Source organism: Saccharothrix sp. BKS2, from assembly GCF_047689505.1.
GTDB classification, from domain to species: Bacteria; Actinomycetota; Actinomycetes; order Mycobacteriales; family Pseudonocardiaceae; genus Actinosynnema; species Actinosynnema lopnurensis.
Window position 1 is genome coordinate 101,053 of the sequence record NZ_JAUQOL010000020.1, and the last position, 15,914, is coordinate 116,966.

At 74.8% G+C, this 15,914-nt stretch carries 14 protein-coding genes; 8 read left to right on the plus strand and 6 right to left on the minus strand.

The features are described 5' to 3' along the window. Nucleotides 1–9: 9 nt before the first annotated feature. Nucleotides 10–1,416 (minus strand): BNR repeat-containing protein, encoded by a 1,407-nt coding sequence (locus Q5530_RS33515; RefSeq protein WP_415366814.1) that lies wholly within the window; start codon nt 1,414–1,416, stop codon nt 10–12. Next, a complete protein-coding gene (locus Q5530_RS33520; protein ID WP_415366815.1) occupies nt 1,413–1,688 on the minus strand; it encodes a hypothetical protein in 276 nt (91 codons plus the stop codon). Before Q5530_RS33520 ends, Q5530_RS33515 begins: the two co-directional genes overlap by 4 nt. A gap of 274 nt (nt 1,689–1,962) precedes the next feature. Between Q5530_RS33520 and Q5530_RS33525 the strand changes: the two genes are divergently transcribed. The 6 genes from Q5530_RS33525 (at nt 1,963) to Q5530_RS33550 (ending at nt 8,184) form a co-directional block, all read left to right on the plus strand. Next, complete coding sequence (locus tag Q5530_RS33525) at nt 1,963–3,078, plus strand: substrate-binding domain-containing protein (RefSeq protein WP_415366816.1); 1,116 nt, start codon at nt 1,963–1,965, stop codon at nt 3,076–3,078. Between the two features lie 362 nt (nt 3,079–3,440). Further along, nucleotides 3,441–3,818, plus strand: a complete 378-nt coding sequence (locus Q5530_RS33530) for a GntR family transcriptional regulator (RefSeq protein ID WP_415366817.1) — start codon at nt 3,441–3,443, stop codon at nt 3,816–3,818. Nucleotides 3,819–3,827: 9 nt separating this feature from the next. Beyond that, on the plus strand, nt 3,828–4,670 hold the full coding sequence (locus Q5530_RS33535) for an ABC transporter ATP-binding protein (protein WP_415366831.1): 843 nt from the start codon (nt 3,828–3,830) through the stop codon (nt 4,668–4,670). Then, a complete protein-coding gene (locus Q5530_RS33540) occupies nt 4,667–5,539 on the plus strand; it encodes an ABC transporter permease (RefSeq protein WP_415366819.1) in 873 nt (290 codons plus the stop codon). Before Q5530_RS33535 ends, Q5530_RS33540 begins: the two co-directional genes overlap by 4 nt. 162 nt (nt 5,540–5,701) lie before the next feature. Continuing rightward, on the plus strand, nt 5,702–6,172 hold the full coding sequence (locus tag Q5530_RS33545) for a (2Fe-2S)-binding protein (RefSeq protein ID WP_415366820.1): 471 nt from the start codon (nt 5,702–5,704) through the stop codon (nt 6,170–6,172). Next, nucleotides 6,169–8,184, plus strand: coding sequence for a molybdopterin cofactor-binding domain-containing protein (locus Q5530_RS33550; RefSeq protein WP_415366821.1), 2,016 nt, complete (start codon nt 6,169–6,171; stop codon nt 8,182–8,184). The genes Q5530_RS33545 and Q5530_RS33550 overlap by 4 nt, the downstream gene beginning before the upstream one ends. Before the next feature lie 179 nt (nt 8,185–8,363). On the opposite strand, the gene Q5530_RS33555 is transcribed toward Q5530_RS33550, so the two are convergent. The 3 genes from Q5530_RS33555 to Q5530_RS33565 form a co-directional block, all read right to left on the minus strand. Then, nucleotides 8,364–9,587 carry an NAD(P)/FAD-dependent oxidoreductase gene (locus Q5530_RS33555; RefSeq protein ID WP_415366822.1) on the minus strand — a complete coding sequence of 408 codons (1,224 nt, stop codon included), beginning with the start codon at nt 9,585–9,587 and terminating at the stop codon, nt 8,364–8,366. A gap of 84 nt (nt 9,588–9,671) precedes the next feature. Beyond that, entirely contained in the window at nt 9,672–11,261 is a 1,590-nt protein-coding gene (locus tag Q5530_RS33560; protein ID WP_415366823.1) for a RecQ family ATP-dependent DNA helicase, read from the minus strand. Next, the gene (locus Q5530_RS33565; protein WP_415366824.1) at nt 11,254–12,618 is read right to left on the minus strand and encodes a M20/M25/M40 family metallo-hydrolase; all 1,365 of its coding nucleotides are present in this window, start codon (nt 12,616–12,618) and stop codon (nt 11,254–11,256) included. Before Q5530_RS33565 ends, Q5530_RS33560 begins: the two co-directional genes overlap by 8 nt. Before the next feature lie 205 nt (nt 12,619–12,823). Between Q5530_RS33565 and Q5530_RS33570 the strand changes: the two genes are divergently transcribed. Continuing rightward, on the plus strand, nt 12,824–14,482 hold the full coding sequence (locus Q5530_RS33570) for a discoidin domain-containing protein (protein WP_415366825.1): 1,659 nt from the start codon (nt 12,824–12,826) through the stop codon (nt 14,480–14,482). A gap of 47 nt (nt 14,483–14,529) precedes the next feature. Next, nucleotides 14,530–15,291, plus strand: coding sequence for an SDR family NAD(P)-dependent oxidoreductase (locus Q5530_RS33575; protein ID WP_415366826.1), 762 nt, complete (start codon nt 14,530–14,532; stop codon nt 15,289–15,291). A 63-nt stretch (nt 15,292–15,354) separates the two neighbouring features. Here the strand turns inward: Q5530_RS33575 and Q5530_RS33580 are convergent, their stop codons facing one another. Continuing rightward, nucleotides 15,355–15,822 (minus strand): hypothetical protein, encoded by a 468-nt coding sequence (locus Q5530_RS33580; protein ID WP_415366827.1) that lies wholly within the window; start codon nt 15,820–15,822, stop codon nt 15,355–15,357. Between the last annotated feature and the right edge of the window lie 92 nt (nt 15,823–15,914).

Below are 15,914 nucleotides of genomic sequence, written 5' to 3' on the forward strand. Positions count from 1 at the left end.
GCCGGGGGTTCAGCCCAGCCGGAGGTCCGCCACGCGGATCGGCGACGGGGTCGTGCCGCTGGAGCGCTGCTGGTACTGGAACGACAGCACGCCGTCGACCGCGACCCGCGACAGGTCCACGTTGACCTCGCCGAAGGCGTTCATCGACGGCCGGTCGAACACCAGGGTCCAGTCCGTCCAGCCGGAGGCCCGGCTCGCCGAGACGACCCGGCCGCGCGGCATCACCAGGTAGGCGTTGTCGTCGCGGTCGAACACCAGCTTGGTGCGCTGCGTGCTGCCCGGCGGCACGGGCACCTCCCGCTTGGTCCACGTCCCGCCGGCGGTGCGGAACACGTGGAAGGTGCGGCCGTACTGGGCGCGCTGCTGGGCGTAGTTCGACACGCACTGCGTGAACCGGCCCGGCACGTAGCTGATCACCACGTGCGGCGTGCCGGTCGAGTCGACCGCCTGGCCCTCCTGGTTCATCAGCCCGTGGTCGGGGTCGAGCGGGTCGACGACCAGGCCCGGCGAGGTGACCGAGACGCGGGTGCCACCGGTCGTGCCGACCACCGCCCCAGCGGCGTTGCGCCACGTCCGGCCCCGGTCGTCGCTGTAGACGTAGCCGGTGTCGTGGTTGGTCAGGCCGCCGGAGTTGCACAGCACCCCGGCGTTGCCCTCGCGCCAGGTGAACGAGACGTGCAGCCGACCGCGCCGGTCGTAGGTCAGACCGTGCACGTACATGTTGCGGGTCGTGGAGACGACCCCGTTGGGACCGGTGTAGCTGCCGGTCGCCGACGACCACGCGCCCAGCCTGCGCCACGCGCCGTCGGTGTACTCGGCCAGCTCGTTCACGCCGTTGCCCGAGCCGCCGGTCCGGTAGCTGAACTGGAGCACCCCCTCGGGGGTGACGACGAACTGCGGGTAGGTCATGTTGCCCAGCTCGACCCCGCCCAGGGTCCGCTGCACCGACCCGAACAGCGAGGCCGACCAGCGGTGCGCGCCGGGGCTGGTCACCAGGCCGGAAATCGATTTCGCGTAGTGCACGCGGGTGTTGTGGGTGTCCATCGCCACGTGCAGGATGCCGTCGCGCGGCGAGACGCCCAGGGAGATCACGTTGTGCGAGTCGTCGGCGCTGAGCCGGTGCGGCAGTACAGCGGTCTCCCAGGCGCCGCCGAGCGCGCGGCGCGCGACCACCGCGTTGCGGCTCGCCGTGTACCAGGCCGCGTACTGGTGGCCGTTGTGGGTGATCAGGCCGTCCTGGAAGGCGTTGTTGTTGACCAGGCCGTCGTAGGAGACGAAGTACAGCGCGGACTGGTCCAGCGGCGTGTCGGACAGCGGGGTCACCCCGGGGGCGGCGTGGGCCGTGCCGGGACCGCCGACCGACGCGGCCAGCACCAGCGCCACCACGGCGCCCTGGTAAAACGATTTCCGCCTCATGCCGCCACCCCGTCCATCCGCATCGTCTGCACCTCTGCCTGCGTGAACGGCACCCGCAGCTGCTTGCCCGACACCCGCAGGCCCTGCCGCCGGGTACAACGATTTCCAGAGCCCGAGGTGGCCGTGGACCAGCGGGTGGTGACGCCGTCGGGGACCTGGCCGAAGCGGGTCAGGTCGAGGGTCAGGTCCTGCGCCGAGCCGGCGTTGAGCGCGACCACGATCAGCAGGCACCGGGCCGTCTCCAAGCCGCTGCCGTCGCCGTCGCCGTGCATCGGCCGGCGGGGGGTGACGCGGCGCGCGTCGGTGGTGGCGGTAGCGGTGGTGTTGACGGCGGGTGGCGGGCCATCGGCGGCACGCGAGAACGCGGCAACGGAACTCCAACAGGCCGCCACGGGTGGCCTAACCGCGACCGCGCGCGGCACGGTGCGTCGAGAGTGCAGCGTCATCGCCGATCCCCCTGCTGGAGTGGTGTCGCCCACTCCAGCCCGTGGCACACTCAAGGTCAACGAACCGAACAGGAACGATCAAAGTCGATCGGAACCGACGATGAGGCTGGCGGCGCAGCGACGTGACCTGATCCTGGCGGCGGTCCGCGCGAACGGCGTGGTGCGGCTGGCGGACCTGGTGGACCAACTGGGCGTCACGGCGGTGACGGTGCGCCGGGACGTCACCGCGCTGGCCGACCGCGGCCTGGTCACCCGCGTGCACGGCGGGGTCACCATGCCGCGCCACGGCGAACCGCAGGTGGTCGCGCGGGCGGGGCAGATCCTGCCGAGGCAGGCGTCGGGCCAGGTCCCGCCGGGGCACGTCCTGGTCGGCATGGTCGCCCCGTCGGAGGACTACTACTGGCCCGCCGTCATCCAGGGCGCGCAGGCCGCCGTCGGCGCGGGCGGGAGTCGCCTGGCGCTGCGCACCTCCTGCTACCACGCGGCGGAGGACCGGCGGCAGGTGATCAAGCTGCTCGACCGGGGCGTGCAGGCGCTGCTGGTCGCGCCGAGCACGGACGGCCCGGCGGGCGTGGACCTGATGCGCTGGCTGGGCGCGCTGCCCGTGCCGGTGGTGCTGATCGAGCGCGTGCCGCCGCCGGAACTGCCCACCATCGGTCTGGACGCCGCGGTCACCGACCACGCGCTGGGCGCGGGTCTGGCGGTGCGGCACCTGGCGACCCTGGGCCACCGGGGAGTGGGTCTGGTGGTGTCGCGGCCGAGCCCGCACCACGAGGCGATCCGGGCCGGGTGGCGGGAGGCGGTGACCTCGCTGGACCTGCGGCCCGCGCCGGTGGTGGAGGTGCCGCCGTTCGGGTCGGCCGACTGGGCCGCGGTGTGCGACGACGTGCTGGACGGGTGCGTGCGCGCGGGTGTGCGGGCCCTGCTGGTGCACGCCGACCGCGAGGCCATCGGCCTGGTGGAACGCGCCCGCGACCGGGGGCTGGCGGTGCCGGACGAGCTGGCGGTGGTGTCCTACGACGACGAGGTGGCCGCGGCCGCCGACCCGCCGCTGACCGCCGTGCGACCGAGCAAGCACCGGCTCGGCGCGCTGGCGGCGCAACTGGCGCTGGCCCGGGTGGCCGACCCGCTGGACCGGCCGGTCCACCGCGTCGCGCTGTGGCCCAGCCTGACCGTGCGCGAGTCGTGCGGGACGCCGCGGCACCACTCGGCCTAGCCGGCAGGCACAACCCGAGAACACGCCGCGCGACCCGGCGCCGAACCGCACGGCCGCGCCATGCACCGCACGACTGCACGGTCGCACCACACGACCACACGGCACGACCACACGGCACGGCCGCACTGCACGGCCGCACCGCCCGCCCAGCACCGCCCGGCTCAGCACCACGCCAGCCCCCGCCTCGCCTCGCCCCAGCCCAGCCCAGCCCAGCCCGGCCCCCACCCAGCCCGGCCCGGCCTCGCTCCACCCCAGCCCCTCCCACCCCCCACCGCGCCGGCCCACACCACACCCCCGCCTTGACACGCCACCCCGCCGTACGCCAACCTACTTTCACTAATTAATTAGTGAAAGGGTCATGGGTGATCGAGTTCCGGATCGACCCGCGCTCCGGTGTCGCCACCTACCAGCAGCTCGTCAACCAGACCAGGCACGCCCTGCGCCTGGGACTGCTGCGACCGGGCGACCAGCTGCCGACCGCCAAGGAGGTGGTCGCCGCCACCGCCATCAACCCGAACACCGTGCTCAAGGCGTACCGCGAGCTCGAACGGGAGGGCCTGGTGGAGGCCCGGCGCGGCGTGGGGACCTTCGTGTCCTCGGCCCCGCCGCAGCCGGACGCCGCCGAGATCGGCGCCGAGCTGGCGGACTGGGTGCGCCGGGCCAAGGCCCAGGGGCTGGACCGGGAGTACGTGGAAGCCCTCGTCAAAGCACGCCTCGACGAGCACTACGGAGGAAAGTGAGTGAGCACGTTGACCCCCGCACTCGAAACCGGGGCGCTGGCCATGCGCTACCGGCGCGGCTGGGCGCTGCGCGACTGCGCGTTCACGCTGCCCGCCGGGCGGATCTCGGCGCTGATCGGCCCGAACGGCGCGGGCAAGAGCACCCTCATGCGCATCGCCACCGGCCTGCTGCGCCCGACCGGCGGCACGATCCGCGTCCTCGGTGAGGAACCGACCCACCGCGGCGCGCACCCCGGGCTCGCGTTCCTCGCGCAGGACAAGCCGCTGTACAAGGGTTTCACCGTCGCGGAGATGCTGCGGGCCGGCGAGGAGCTGAACCCGACGTGGGACCGGGAGTACGCGCACCGGCTGGTGCGCGAGGCCGGCGTGCCGGCGCACGCCCGGATCGGCACCCTGTCCGGCGGGCAGCGCACCCGGGTCGCCCTGGCCCTCGCGCTGGGCAGGCGGCCGCGGCTCGTGCTGCTCGACGAGCCGCTGGCCGACCTCGACCCCGTGGCGCGCCAGGAGGTGATGCAGACGCTGCTCGCCGAGGTCGCCGACACCGAGCTGACCGTGCTGCTGTCGTCCCACGTGATCGCCGACCTGGACGGCGTGTGCGACCACCTGGTGCTGCTGACCGACGGGCGGGTGCGGCTGCACGGCGACGTCGACGAGCTGCTGGCCGGGCACCGCGTGCTGATCGGCTCCCGGGACCTGGAGCCGCCGCCCGGCGTGGTCGAGTTCCGCGCGACCGGGCGCCAGGCCACCGTGCTGGCGCGCACCGGCGACGTGCCCGGTTGGGACAACAACGAGCCCTCGCTGGAGGAACTGGCGCTGGGCTACCTGCGATCCTCGAAGGAGGCGGCGGCATGACCTGGGTGGCCTGGCGGCAGCAGCGACTCCAGATCCTGGTGTGCCTCGGTGTCGTCGTCGCGTTCGCGGCGGTGATGACGTGGGTGCGCTTCGGCGCGGCGGCCATCGCGCACGACCCCGCCCTGGTCGAGGCGACCTACGAGCGGTACGTGGACTACCAGCGCCTGGTCCTGCTGGCGCTGCCGGTGCTCATGGGCACCTTCGCGGGGGCGCCGCTGTTCGCCGCGGAGATCGAGCGGGGCACCCACGTGTTCGGCCTGACCCAGGGGATCAGCCGGAACCGGTGGTGGGCGACGAAGCTGGCCGTGGCCGGGGTCCCGGTCGTGCTGGGGATGGCGGTGCTCGGCCTGGTGAGCTCGTGGTCGGACCAGGTGCTGGGCGCCCTGACCTACAACAGCCGCCTGAACACCCCGATGTTCGAGGTGCAGGGCCTGGTGCCGGCCGCGTACACCGCGCTGGCGTTCACCCTGAGCGCGGCGCTGGGCCTGCTGCTGCGCAACGGCCTCGCGGCCATGGTGCTGACGATCGTGGCCTACGTGCCGCTGGTGGGCGTGGTGGCGAGCGTGCTGCGCCCGTCGTACGCGACGCCCGTGTCGGAGGTGGCGCCGCAGCTGCCGGAGGGCGCCTGGCGCAGGGGCATGACCTTCCTCGACGGCGCAGGCAACGAGGTCCCGTCCGGGGTCGCGGGGTGCGTCGGCCGGTTCGAGGAGTGCCTGGCCGAACGCGGGCTGACCGTGCGGTGGGCCTTCCACCCGGCGGACCGGTTCTGGTCCTTCCAGGCGATCGAGGCGGGGCTGTTCGCCGCGCTGTGCGCGGCGCTGCTCGCCGTGGGGGCGTGGGCGCTGCACAAGCGCCTGCGGCTGGGCTGATCGGGCGACGACGACCGGGTCCGGGGAACGTTCCGCCACAACGGTTCCGCCGCAACAGTTTCGCCGGTGTGAGGCGGGTGTGAGCCGATCGCGATGGATCGTTGCCCAATGCGTCGGTGAACGCCACGATGGGCCTACGGCGGGATCAACGAGGAGGCCACCGTGGGTCGGTACCGGTTACACGTCAACGGTGAGCGGCGCGTGGTGGACGTCCCGGCGGACACACCGCTGCTGTGGGCGCTGCGCGAGCAGCTGGGCGTGCTGGGCCCCAAGTACGGCTGCGGCGTCGGCGCGTGCGGCGCGTGCACGTCCCTCGTGGACGGCCGGGCGGCGCGGCCGTGCGTGACCCCCGTCGCCGACGCGCAGGGCAAGCGGATCACCACGATCGAGGGGCTGTCCGAGGACGGCGACCACCCGGTGCAGCGGGCCTGGCTGGAGCTGGACGTGGCCCAGTGCGGCTACTGCCAGCCGGGGCAGATCATGTCGACGGTGGCGCTGCTGTCCCGCAACCCCGACCCGGACGACGCGGAGATCGACGAGGCGTTGCGGGACAACGTGTGCCGCTGCGGCACGTACTCGCGGATCCGGTCGGCCGTGCGGCGCGCGGCCCAGCTGAAGCGGGGCGAGCGGTGATCAACCGACGGGCTTTCCTGGGGAGCGTGCTGGTGGTCTCCGCGCCGGTGGCGCTGCCCGGCCTGGCGTCGGCGGCGCCGGCGGCGGACCTGGCGCCGAACGTGTTCGTGCGGCTGGACGGCCGCGGCCGGATCACCGCCACCGTGCCCAAGTCGGACTCCGGGCAGGGCGTGCGCACGGTCGTCGCCCTGCTGGTCGCCGAGGAGCTGGTGGTCGACCTGGACGACGTGCGCGTGGAGCAGGCGCCCGGCGACACCGCGCGGTACGGGTCGCAGATGACCGGCGGCTCGGGCTCCGTGCGGCAGCTCGACACCCCCATTCGCACCGCCGCCGCCACGGCCCGGTGCCTGCTGGTCGCCGCGGCGGCGGCGCGGTGGGGCGTGCCGGTCGAGGAGTGCGCGGCCCGCGACGGCGCGGTGCACCACCGCCGCCGCCGGCTGTCCTACGCGGAGCTGGTGCGCGACGCGGCGGCGCTGGACCCGGCCTCCGTGCCGGTCGCGACGCTGCCGCCGGAGCGGTGGCGGCTGATCGGCAAGACCCGCGCGGGCCGCGTGGACGCGCGGGACGTGGTGACCGGCCGGGCCCGGTACGGCATCGACAACCGGCCGCGGGACGCGCTGGTCGCCGTGGTGCTCCGGCCGCCGTGGATCGGCGCCCGGGTCACCGCCGTGGACGACGCCGCGGCGCGCGCGGTGCCCGGCGTGGTCGCGGTGACCACCCTGGAGCCGGGGACGGCGGGCCAGGGCGGGGTCGCGGTGGTCGCGCGGTCGACGCCGGAGGCGCTGCGCGGGCGCGAGGCGCTGCGCGTGACGTGGAGCGGCGGCACGCCGACCGCCGACAGCCGGGTGTGGCTCGACGAGCTGGAGGCGGCGCTGCCCGCGCCGGCGGTCGCGCCCGGACCGGTGGCGTTCGAGGCGACCTACCGGCTGCCGCTGCTCGCGCACGCGCCGATGGAGCCGATGAACGCCACCGCGCACCTGACCGCGACCGGGCTGACCGTGTGGGCGCCCACCCAGGACCCCGGCGGCCTGCGCGCGGACCTGGCCCGCCGGACCGGCCTCGCCGAGGCGGCCGTGCGCGTGGAGACCTCGCTGATGGGCGGCGCGTTCGGCCGGCGCTTCGACAACGACGCGGTGCTGGAGGCGGTGGCCTGCTCCCGGGTCGCGGGCGCGCCGGTGGCCGTGCTGTGGACCCGCGACGACGACACGCGGCACGACTCGTACCGGCCGATGTCGGCGCACCGGCTCTCGGCCGTGGTCGACGGCTCCGGCGTGCCCACGTGGCGGTCGCACGCCGTGGCCACCTGGCCGTTGACCGTCGCGCCGTTCCTGCCCCCGAGCTTCGTGCGGCTCAACGGCGACCGGTTCCCCTACGCCGTGCCGGGCCGGGTGGACGTGGCGACTCGCCCCGCGCCCCTGCGCACCGGCTTCTGGCGGTCGGTCTACGCCGGGCACCTCCAGTACGCGGAGGAGGTCTTCCTCAGCGCGCTGGGCGACCGGGCCGGCGTGGACCAGGTGGAGCTGCGCCGCCGGCTGCTGCCCGCCGACTCGCGGTTGCGGCGGGTGCTCGACGCGGCGGCGGCGCGGGCGGGCGCGACACCGCCCGGTACCCGGCGCGGCGTGGCCTGCCACGACGACTACGGCTCGGTGTGCGCGGTGGTGGCCGACCACGCCGACGGCCGGGTGCGGCGGGTCGTCGCGGCCGTGGACGTGGGCCTGGCGCTGCACCCGTCCGGGGTGCGGGCGCAGGTCGAGGGTTGCGTGGTGGACGCGATGTCCACCGTGTTCGGCGCGCAGGTCACCGTGCGCGACGGCCGGGTGGTGGAGTCGTCGTTCCGCGACTACGCGTGGTTGCGCATCGACCGGGCGCCGGAGGTGGACGTGGTGGTCGTGCCGTCGGACGCGCCGGTCGGCGGGCTCGGCGAGCTGGCCTACCCGCCCGCCGCAGCGGCCCTCGCCTCCGCGTCCGGGCACGAGGTGACCGGGATGCCGGTGGGCGTGGCGATCGGGTAGCCGGACGCGGCCGGTCGAACGGCAGGCGGCCCGCGCGAGCCGCCCGGGGGTCCTCGCCGGTGCTCCACGGCGTGGTGAACCCCGGCGGCGACGCGCCGTGCCCGGTGACCGCCGCGACGGCGCCGGTCACCGCGACCGACGAGGTTCCGCGCCGGGACGGGTGACCTCGTCGGTCGCGGTCACCCCGTCCCGGTGGGACCGGCACGGCCCAGGTCGGCCAGCACCGCCCGCGCCGCGCGGCGGCCCGACACCAGGGCGCCCTGGATCGAGCCGGTGTCCCGGTGGTCGCCGCACACGTACCGGCGCGGGGCCAGGCGCACCGGGGCGCGCAGCCGGTGCGGCGCGGGCATGGCCGGCACCGCCCTCGGGACCTCGTAGCGCGCCAGGACCTCCCAGTTCCGCGTGGACGTGCCGTACAGCACGTCCAGCCGCGCGCGCACCTCCTCCTCGGTCGCCTCCCCCAGCACCGACGCCTGCACCAGCGGCGCGTTCGGCGAGTAGTCGGGCGCGACCTCGGAGAGCACCGCCGTGTTGACCACCGGCCCGCCGTCGCCGTCGACCACCAGGGTCGGGTCCCGCAGCGGCGAGGCGGGCGGCCGGAGGTACCACGTGGTGACGCCGTGCCAGGCCGGCGCGCCCAGCCCCGGCCACAGCCGGTCGGCGGTCGTGCCGTCGGTGGCGATGACGACGTGCCGGGCCCGGATGCTCGTGCCGTCCGCCAGCCGCACCCCGCTGCCGGTCACCTCGGCCACCTCCGCGCCCAGCCGCACGTCGAGCCCTCGCGCGAGCTGCCGGGGCAGCTCGCCCATGCCGAGCGCGGGCAGCGCCGCGCCGCCGCGCGCGAAGCTGCGCCACACCAGGTGGAAGAACCGCGCCGACGTGGTCAGCTCGCGCTCCAGGAACACCCCGGCCAGGAACGGCCGGAGCACCTCGTCCACGGCCCGGTCGGACAGGCCCCGGCGGGCCAGCTCCTCGCGCGTGCTCCGGTCGTCCCCGTCCAGCAGGGCCCGGACCGGGCCGACCAGGTCCCGCAACGACAGCGCGGCCAGCGCGAGCAGGTCCCGGGGCCCCAGCACCCGCTGCGCCACCGCGCCGCGCCAGGCGTGCGCGCCGTCGCGCGGGTCGGCCAGCAGGTCGTGCCGCCCGCGGCGCTGCACGAACACGCCCGGCCGGAAGTGCCTCAGGTCCAACGCGTCCAGGTCGACCCCCGCCAGCGCCGGGTAGGCGGGCAGCAGGAGCTGGAAGCCCCGGTCGAAGCGCACCCCGTCGACCACGTCGGTCCGGACCCGGCCGCCCACGTCGTCGGCCGCCTCCAGCACCACCGCGCCGATCCCCGCCGCGGCCAGTTCGCGCGCCGCGTTGAGCCCGGCCAGCCCGGCCCCGACGACCACCACCTCAACCATGGCCCCGACGCTAGGCAGGGTCGCGGGCGGGTGCACGACGAGTCGGTGGTCCCGAGCGGGCCGCGAACCCCGGGACCGCGACCCTCAGGGGTGCCGGCCCAGCACGTCGGCCGCGTGCACCGCCTCCAGCGACAGCGTCTTGTAGCCGACCTCCTCGAACAGCACGGTCAACCGGTCGGTCTCGCTCTGCACCACCGTCCCGGCGCCGAACTCCGCGTGCCGCACCCGGGACTGCGCCGGGTACTCGGGGTTGGCCGAGACGCCGGTGCCCGCGTCGCCGCTCCAGCACGTGTCGCAGTTGCCGCACGCCCGCTCCAGCACCTCGCCGAAGTACCCGATCAGGTGCTGCCGCCGGCACGCCCTGGTCTCGGCGTAGGCGCGCAGCACCTCGATGCGCGACCGGTCCAGCCGCTGGAGCCGCTCGGCCTCCTCCACCGCGAGGTCCGCGGCCCGCGCGGGCTCGACCACCAGCCGGAACCGCGCCCGCTCCACGACCACCGCGCCGACCCGCTCCAGCAGGTTCACCCCGGTGGTGACCTTGCGGCGCGAACTGCCGAACCCGCGCGTCAGCTCGGTGACCCGCTGCCCCGGCCGCTCGCCGACGAACGCCGCCAGCGCCAGCAGGTCGTCCCGGTCCACGTGCCGGGACTGGAGGAACCGCTGGAGCCCCAGGTCCTGCGACCGGTAGAACAGCACGCCCCGCGCCGGGTCGCCGTCGCGCCCGGCCCGCCCGATCTCCTGGTAGTAGGCGTCCAGCGAACCCGGCGCGGACGCGTGCGCGACGAACCGCACGTCCGGCTTGTCGATGCCCATGCCGAACGCCGAGGTGGCCACCACCAGGTCGGTCGACCCGCCCATGAACGCGTCCTGCACGCGTTCCCGCTCGGCGGCCCCCATGCCGGCGTGGAACGGCTCGGCGCCCAGCTCCTCCGCGTAGCGGGCGGCGTCCTTGCGGGTCGCCACGTACACCAGGCCCGGCCGGGGCGCCTCGCGCACCCACTCCAGCACCGCGCGGCGCTTGTCGTCGTCGGAGGTGAACATCCGCACCTCCAGCGACAGGTTCGGCCGGTCGAAGCCGATCGCCACCACGGCCGGGTCATCCATCCCCAGGTGGGTGATCACGTCCTCGCGCACGGTCGTGCCCGCGGTGGCGGTCAGCGCCAGCACCGGCGGCCGGCCGATCCGCTCCACCGCGCCCGCCAGCCGCAGGTAGTCCGGCCGGAAGTCGTGGCCCCACGCCGAGACGCAGTGCGCCTCGTCCACCACGAACAGCGCCGGCTTCCCCAGCCGGTCGAGCACCTCGGGGTTGGCCAGCTGCTCGGGCGACACGAACAGGTACCGCGCCTCGCCGCTCTCCACCGCCTCCCACGCCCTCGCGTTGTCCCCTTCGGACTGACCGGAGTTGACCAGCACCGCCATCGGCGCGCCCGCCGCGCGCAGCGCGGCCACCTGGTCCCGCTGGAGCGCGATCAGCGGCGACACCACGACGACCAGCCCGTCCAGCAGCACACCGGGCACCTGGTAGACCGCCGACTTCCCCGCCCCGGTGGGCAGCACGACGAAGACGTCCCGGCCCGCGAGGACCTGCTCCATCGCGTCCAGCTGCTCGGCGCGCAGCTCCGGCCACCCGAACACCTCGGACGCCACCGCGCACAGGCGCTCCCGGTCACCCACGACCCACCCGCTCCCAGAAGTGCGCCAGGGTGGCCGCGCCCGCGAGCAGCACGTCCACCGAAACGCGTTCGTCGCTGTCGTGCCAGCGGTCCTCGGGCAGGCCGGTGCCGAAGAACAGCACCGGCGCGCCCGCCCGCTCGGCCAGCAGGGCGGCGGGACCGCCGCCCGCGTTGCCCATCCGCCCCACCGGCCGGCCGAACCCCTCCCGTGCCGCCTCCACCAGCAGTTCCAGCTCGGGCAGGTCCTCGGGGGTCCGGTACGCCTCCTGCGCGGTGTCGTCGGTGACCGACACCTCGTGCTCGTACCGGTCGTCCACGGTCTTGGCCAGCCACTGCCGCAGCTGCTCGCCGACCTCGACGACGCGCTGGTCGGCGACCGTGCGGATGCTCAGGTCGGCGGCGGCCACCGAGGGCACCGCGCCCAGCGGCGGCCCGGTCGGGTCGCCCGCGAGCACCGTCAGCACCTCGACCGCGGGCCGCGCCCACAGCCGTTCGGGCACGGTGTAGCCGGCCTCGCCGACGACCGCGCGCGTCTCGGTGCGCTCCACCCAGTCCTCCTCGGTGAAGGGCAGCGCGGCGTACGCGGCGCGGGTCCGCTCGGACGGCTGGAGCACCCGGTCGTAGAACCCGGGCACGGTCACCCGCCCGTCGTCGTCCCACAGCAGCCCGAGCACCCGGCTCAGCTCCCGCGCCGGGTTGGGCGCGGGGCCGGACACCGCGCCGCTGTGCACGTCCCGCGCGGGACCGCGGATCTCCACGTGCGCCAACGTGGTGCCGCGCACGCTCGTGCACACCGCCGGGTGGTCGGCCCGCCACAGCATCGTGTCGGTGAACACGACCAGGTCGGCCTGGACGCGGGGATCGGACAGCAGCTCCGGCAGGTTCGCCGAGCCGGTCTCCTCCTCGCCCTCCACCAGGAACTTGAGGTTCACCGCGGGGGCGTCCCGGTCGCGCAGGTGGGCCCGCAGGCCCCACAGGTGGGCCAGCACCTGCCCCTTCGCGTCCGAGGCGCCGCGACCGTGCACGAACCCGTCGCGCTCGGCGGGCTCGAACGGCGGGGTCTCCTCCCACCGCCCGCTCCCGGCCGGCCGCACGTCGTGGTGGCTGTAGACCAGGACCGTCGGCGCGCCGGGCGCGGCGCACCACTGGGCGAACACGGCGGGCGCGCGCTCGGCGTCCCACACCTCGACCTCGGGGAAACCGAGGTCGCGCAACGCGGCGGCCAGCCAGTTGGCCGACCGCAGCACGTCGAGCCCGTGCTCGGGCAGGGAGGCCACCGAGGGCACCCGGCACCACTCGACCAGTTGCCCGACGAGCCGCTCCCGGTGGGCGGCCAGGTAGTCGTGGACGTCGCTCACGAGTCGCTCACCCCGATCGGCACCGCGGGTGCCACCTCCCCTGCGCTCGACATGCCCGTGTGTTGCCCGGCTCGGGGCGATCAAACGTGCGGACCCCGGCGAGGCGACGGCACCGTTCACCACCTCCGGTTAATCCTGTCAAGTTCTTGCGTAATGCTGCTTACTTCTTCCATGCTGATGCCGTCCCTCCAACGAAGGAGTTGCGGTGTCCCTGTCGCGCAGGACGTTCCTCGGGTCGGCCCTCGCCGTCCCCGCCCTCGGTGCCGCCACCCCCGCCCTGGCTGCGAGCCCACCCGGCGACGTGGTCGGCAAGATCACCGTCGGCTACCAGGGCTGGTTCGCCGCCCGGGGCGACCGCTCACCCCTCGACGGCTGGTGGCACTGGAGCGACAACTGGGGGCAGCCGCCGTCGCCCACCAACCACGCGCTGATGTCGTGGCCGGACATGACCGACTACGCGAACCGGTACACCACCGCGTTCGGCTCGCTGGGCGACGGCCGGCCCGCCACGGTGTTCTCCAACCACGACTTCCAGACCGTCGACGTCCACTTCGGCTGGATGAAGCAGTACGGCTGCGACACCGCCGCCCTCCAGCGGTTCAACCCGACCGGCGGTGAGGGGCCCATCCGCGACGCGGTCACCGCGCACGTGCGCACGGCGGCCGAGAAGCACGGCGTGAAGTTCTACATCATGTACGACGTCACCAACTGGGCGAACATGCAGTCGGAGATCAAGGCCGACTGGCTGAACAAGATGCGCGCCTACACCTCTTCCCCCATGTACGCGCGGCAGAACGGCAAGCCCGTGGTGTGCGTGTGGGGCTTCGGCTTCAACGACCCGGGTCGCCCGTTCACCCCGCAGCAGTGCCAGGACGTCGTCGACTGGTTCAGGGGGCAGGGCGTCTACCTGATCGGCGGCGTGCCCACGCACTGGCGGCGCGAGGTCGAGGACTCCCGGCCGGGTTTCGCGGGCGTCTACCGCAGCTTCCACATGCTCTCGCCGTGGATGGTCGGCCGGATCGGCAACGTCGCGGACGCCGACCACTTCTACACCAACGTCAACGGCCCCGACCAGGCCGAGTGCAACCGCCTGGGCATCGACTACCAGCCGTGCGTGCTGCCCGGCGACCTGTCCCGGCGGCACCGCGCGCACGGCGACTTCATGTGGCGGCAGTTCTACAACGTGGTGCGCCTGGGCGTGCAGGGCATCTACATCTCGATGTTCGACGAGTACAACGAGGCCAACCAGATCGCCAAGACCCCGGAGACGCAGGCGGGCATCCCGGTCGGCTCCGGCTTCCTCGCCCTGGACGAGGACGGCACCCGCTGCTCCTCGGACTACTACCTGCGCCTGACCGGCGACGGCGGCCGGATGCTCAAGGGCCAGATCGCGCTGACCGCGGTGCGCCCGACCAAACCGATGCCCGACGGCAACCCGCCCGTCGAGCGGGACCTGGCCGCGGGCCGGCCCACCGCGCAGAGCAGCCAGAACCAGCACTACGGCGGCCACCTCGCCGTGGACGCCGACCCGCACAGCTACTGGGAGAGCGCGAACTCCGCCTTCCCCCAGTGGCTCCAGGTCGACCTCGGCGCCGTCGCCGCGCCGACCCGCCTGGTCCTCGGCCTGCCGCCCAACCCCGCGTGGGGCCGCCGCACCCAGACCGTCGCGGTCGAGGCGAGCGCGGACGGCGGCGCGTTCACCACGCTCGTCGCCGCCGCCGGCCACACCTTCGACCCGGCCACCGGCAACACCGCGACCATCACCCTCCCGACCGGCGCGCGGGCCCGCTACGTGCGGCTGCGCTTCACCGGGAACACCGGGTGGCCCGCGGCCCAGCTGGCGAGCATGAAGGTCTACGGCTGAGCGGCGGACCCCGGCGCTTGGGAGCGCTCCCAGGTACGCTCCCGACCATGGTGAGCGTTCTGATCACGGGATCGTCCGACGGCATCGGTCGGGAGACCGCCGCGACGCTGGTGGGCCAGGGCCACCGCGTGGTGCTGCACGCGCGCGACGCCGGGCGGGCCGAGCAGGCGCTGGCCGCCGTGCCCGGCGCCGCCGGCGTCGTGGTCGGCGACCTGTCGTCCCTCGCGCGGACCCGGGAACTGGCCGGGTCCGCCGGGGCCTTCGACGTGGTCGTGCACAACGCGGGACTCGGCGGCGGCCTGCCCGAGCGGGTCGTCACCGAGGACGGTCTGGAACTGCTGTTCCAGGTCAACGTCCTGGCGCCCTACCTGCTCACCGCCCTGATGCCGCGCCCGGCCCGGCTGGTCTACCTGACCTCCGGGCTGGAGGCTCAGGGCGTCGCGGACCTCGACGACCTCCAGCACGAGCGCGGGCCGTGGAACGGGATGCAGGCGTACTCGGACTCCAAGCTCCTCGACGTCGTGCTGGCGTTCGCCGTGGCCCGCCGGTGGCCGGGCACCCCGACCAACGCGGTGGACCCCGGCTGGATCAAGACCAAGCTGGGCGGCCCGAACGCCACCGACGGGCTGCCCCGGGGCGCGGAGACGCAGGTCTGGCTGGCCACCTCCGACGACCCGGCGGCACTGGTCACCGGCCGCTACTTCAAGTGGCGCGAGGAGTTGCGGGCCAACCCCGTCGCCTACGACGTGGAGGTCCAGGAACGCCTGCTGGCCGCGTGCGCCGAGCTGACCGGCGTCGCACTGCCGTGACCACACCGGCCTGACCACCTGACCCGACCACACCGCCGACCTGCCGCGCCTCGCTGCCCCGCGTCAGCCGGGCGCGCTCGCGCGCTTCTCCGTGGACCGCTGGTCGATCGCCTCGGCGACCTCGCCGAGCACCCGCCGGATCAGCACGCCGTACCCGTCGTCGGCGAGGGCGTGCTCGTGCTCCCGCGCGGCGGTGATGTGCTCGCGCGCGGCCTCGAACGAGCCGAGCCGGCGGAAGCCGTCGGCCAGGTTGAGGTGCAGCGAGGGGCGGAACCCGGCGACGCTCAGGCTCTCGTGGTGGCGGCGGGCCCGCTCGTCGGTGAGCACCGCCGCCGCGTCGAGCGCCCGCACGTCCCACACGAGGGCCTGCGCCGGGTCGTCGTAGAGGTCGGCCAGGTGGTGGGCGAGGGTGCAGCGGTGCAGGGCGTCGCCCACCGGGCCGATCCGGTCCCAGAGGTCGTGCAGGCGGGCGCGCGCGGCGTCGGCGTCACCCGCGTGCGCGAGCGCGACGGCGGCGACGATGTCGGTCATCGTGGAATCCGTCGGCGTGGAATCCGTCGGCGTGGAATCCGTCGGCGTGGAATCCGTCGGCGTGGAATCCGTCGGCGTGGAATCCGTCGGCG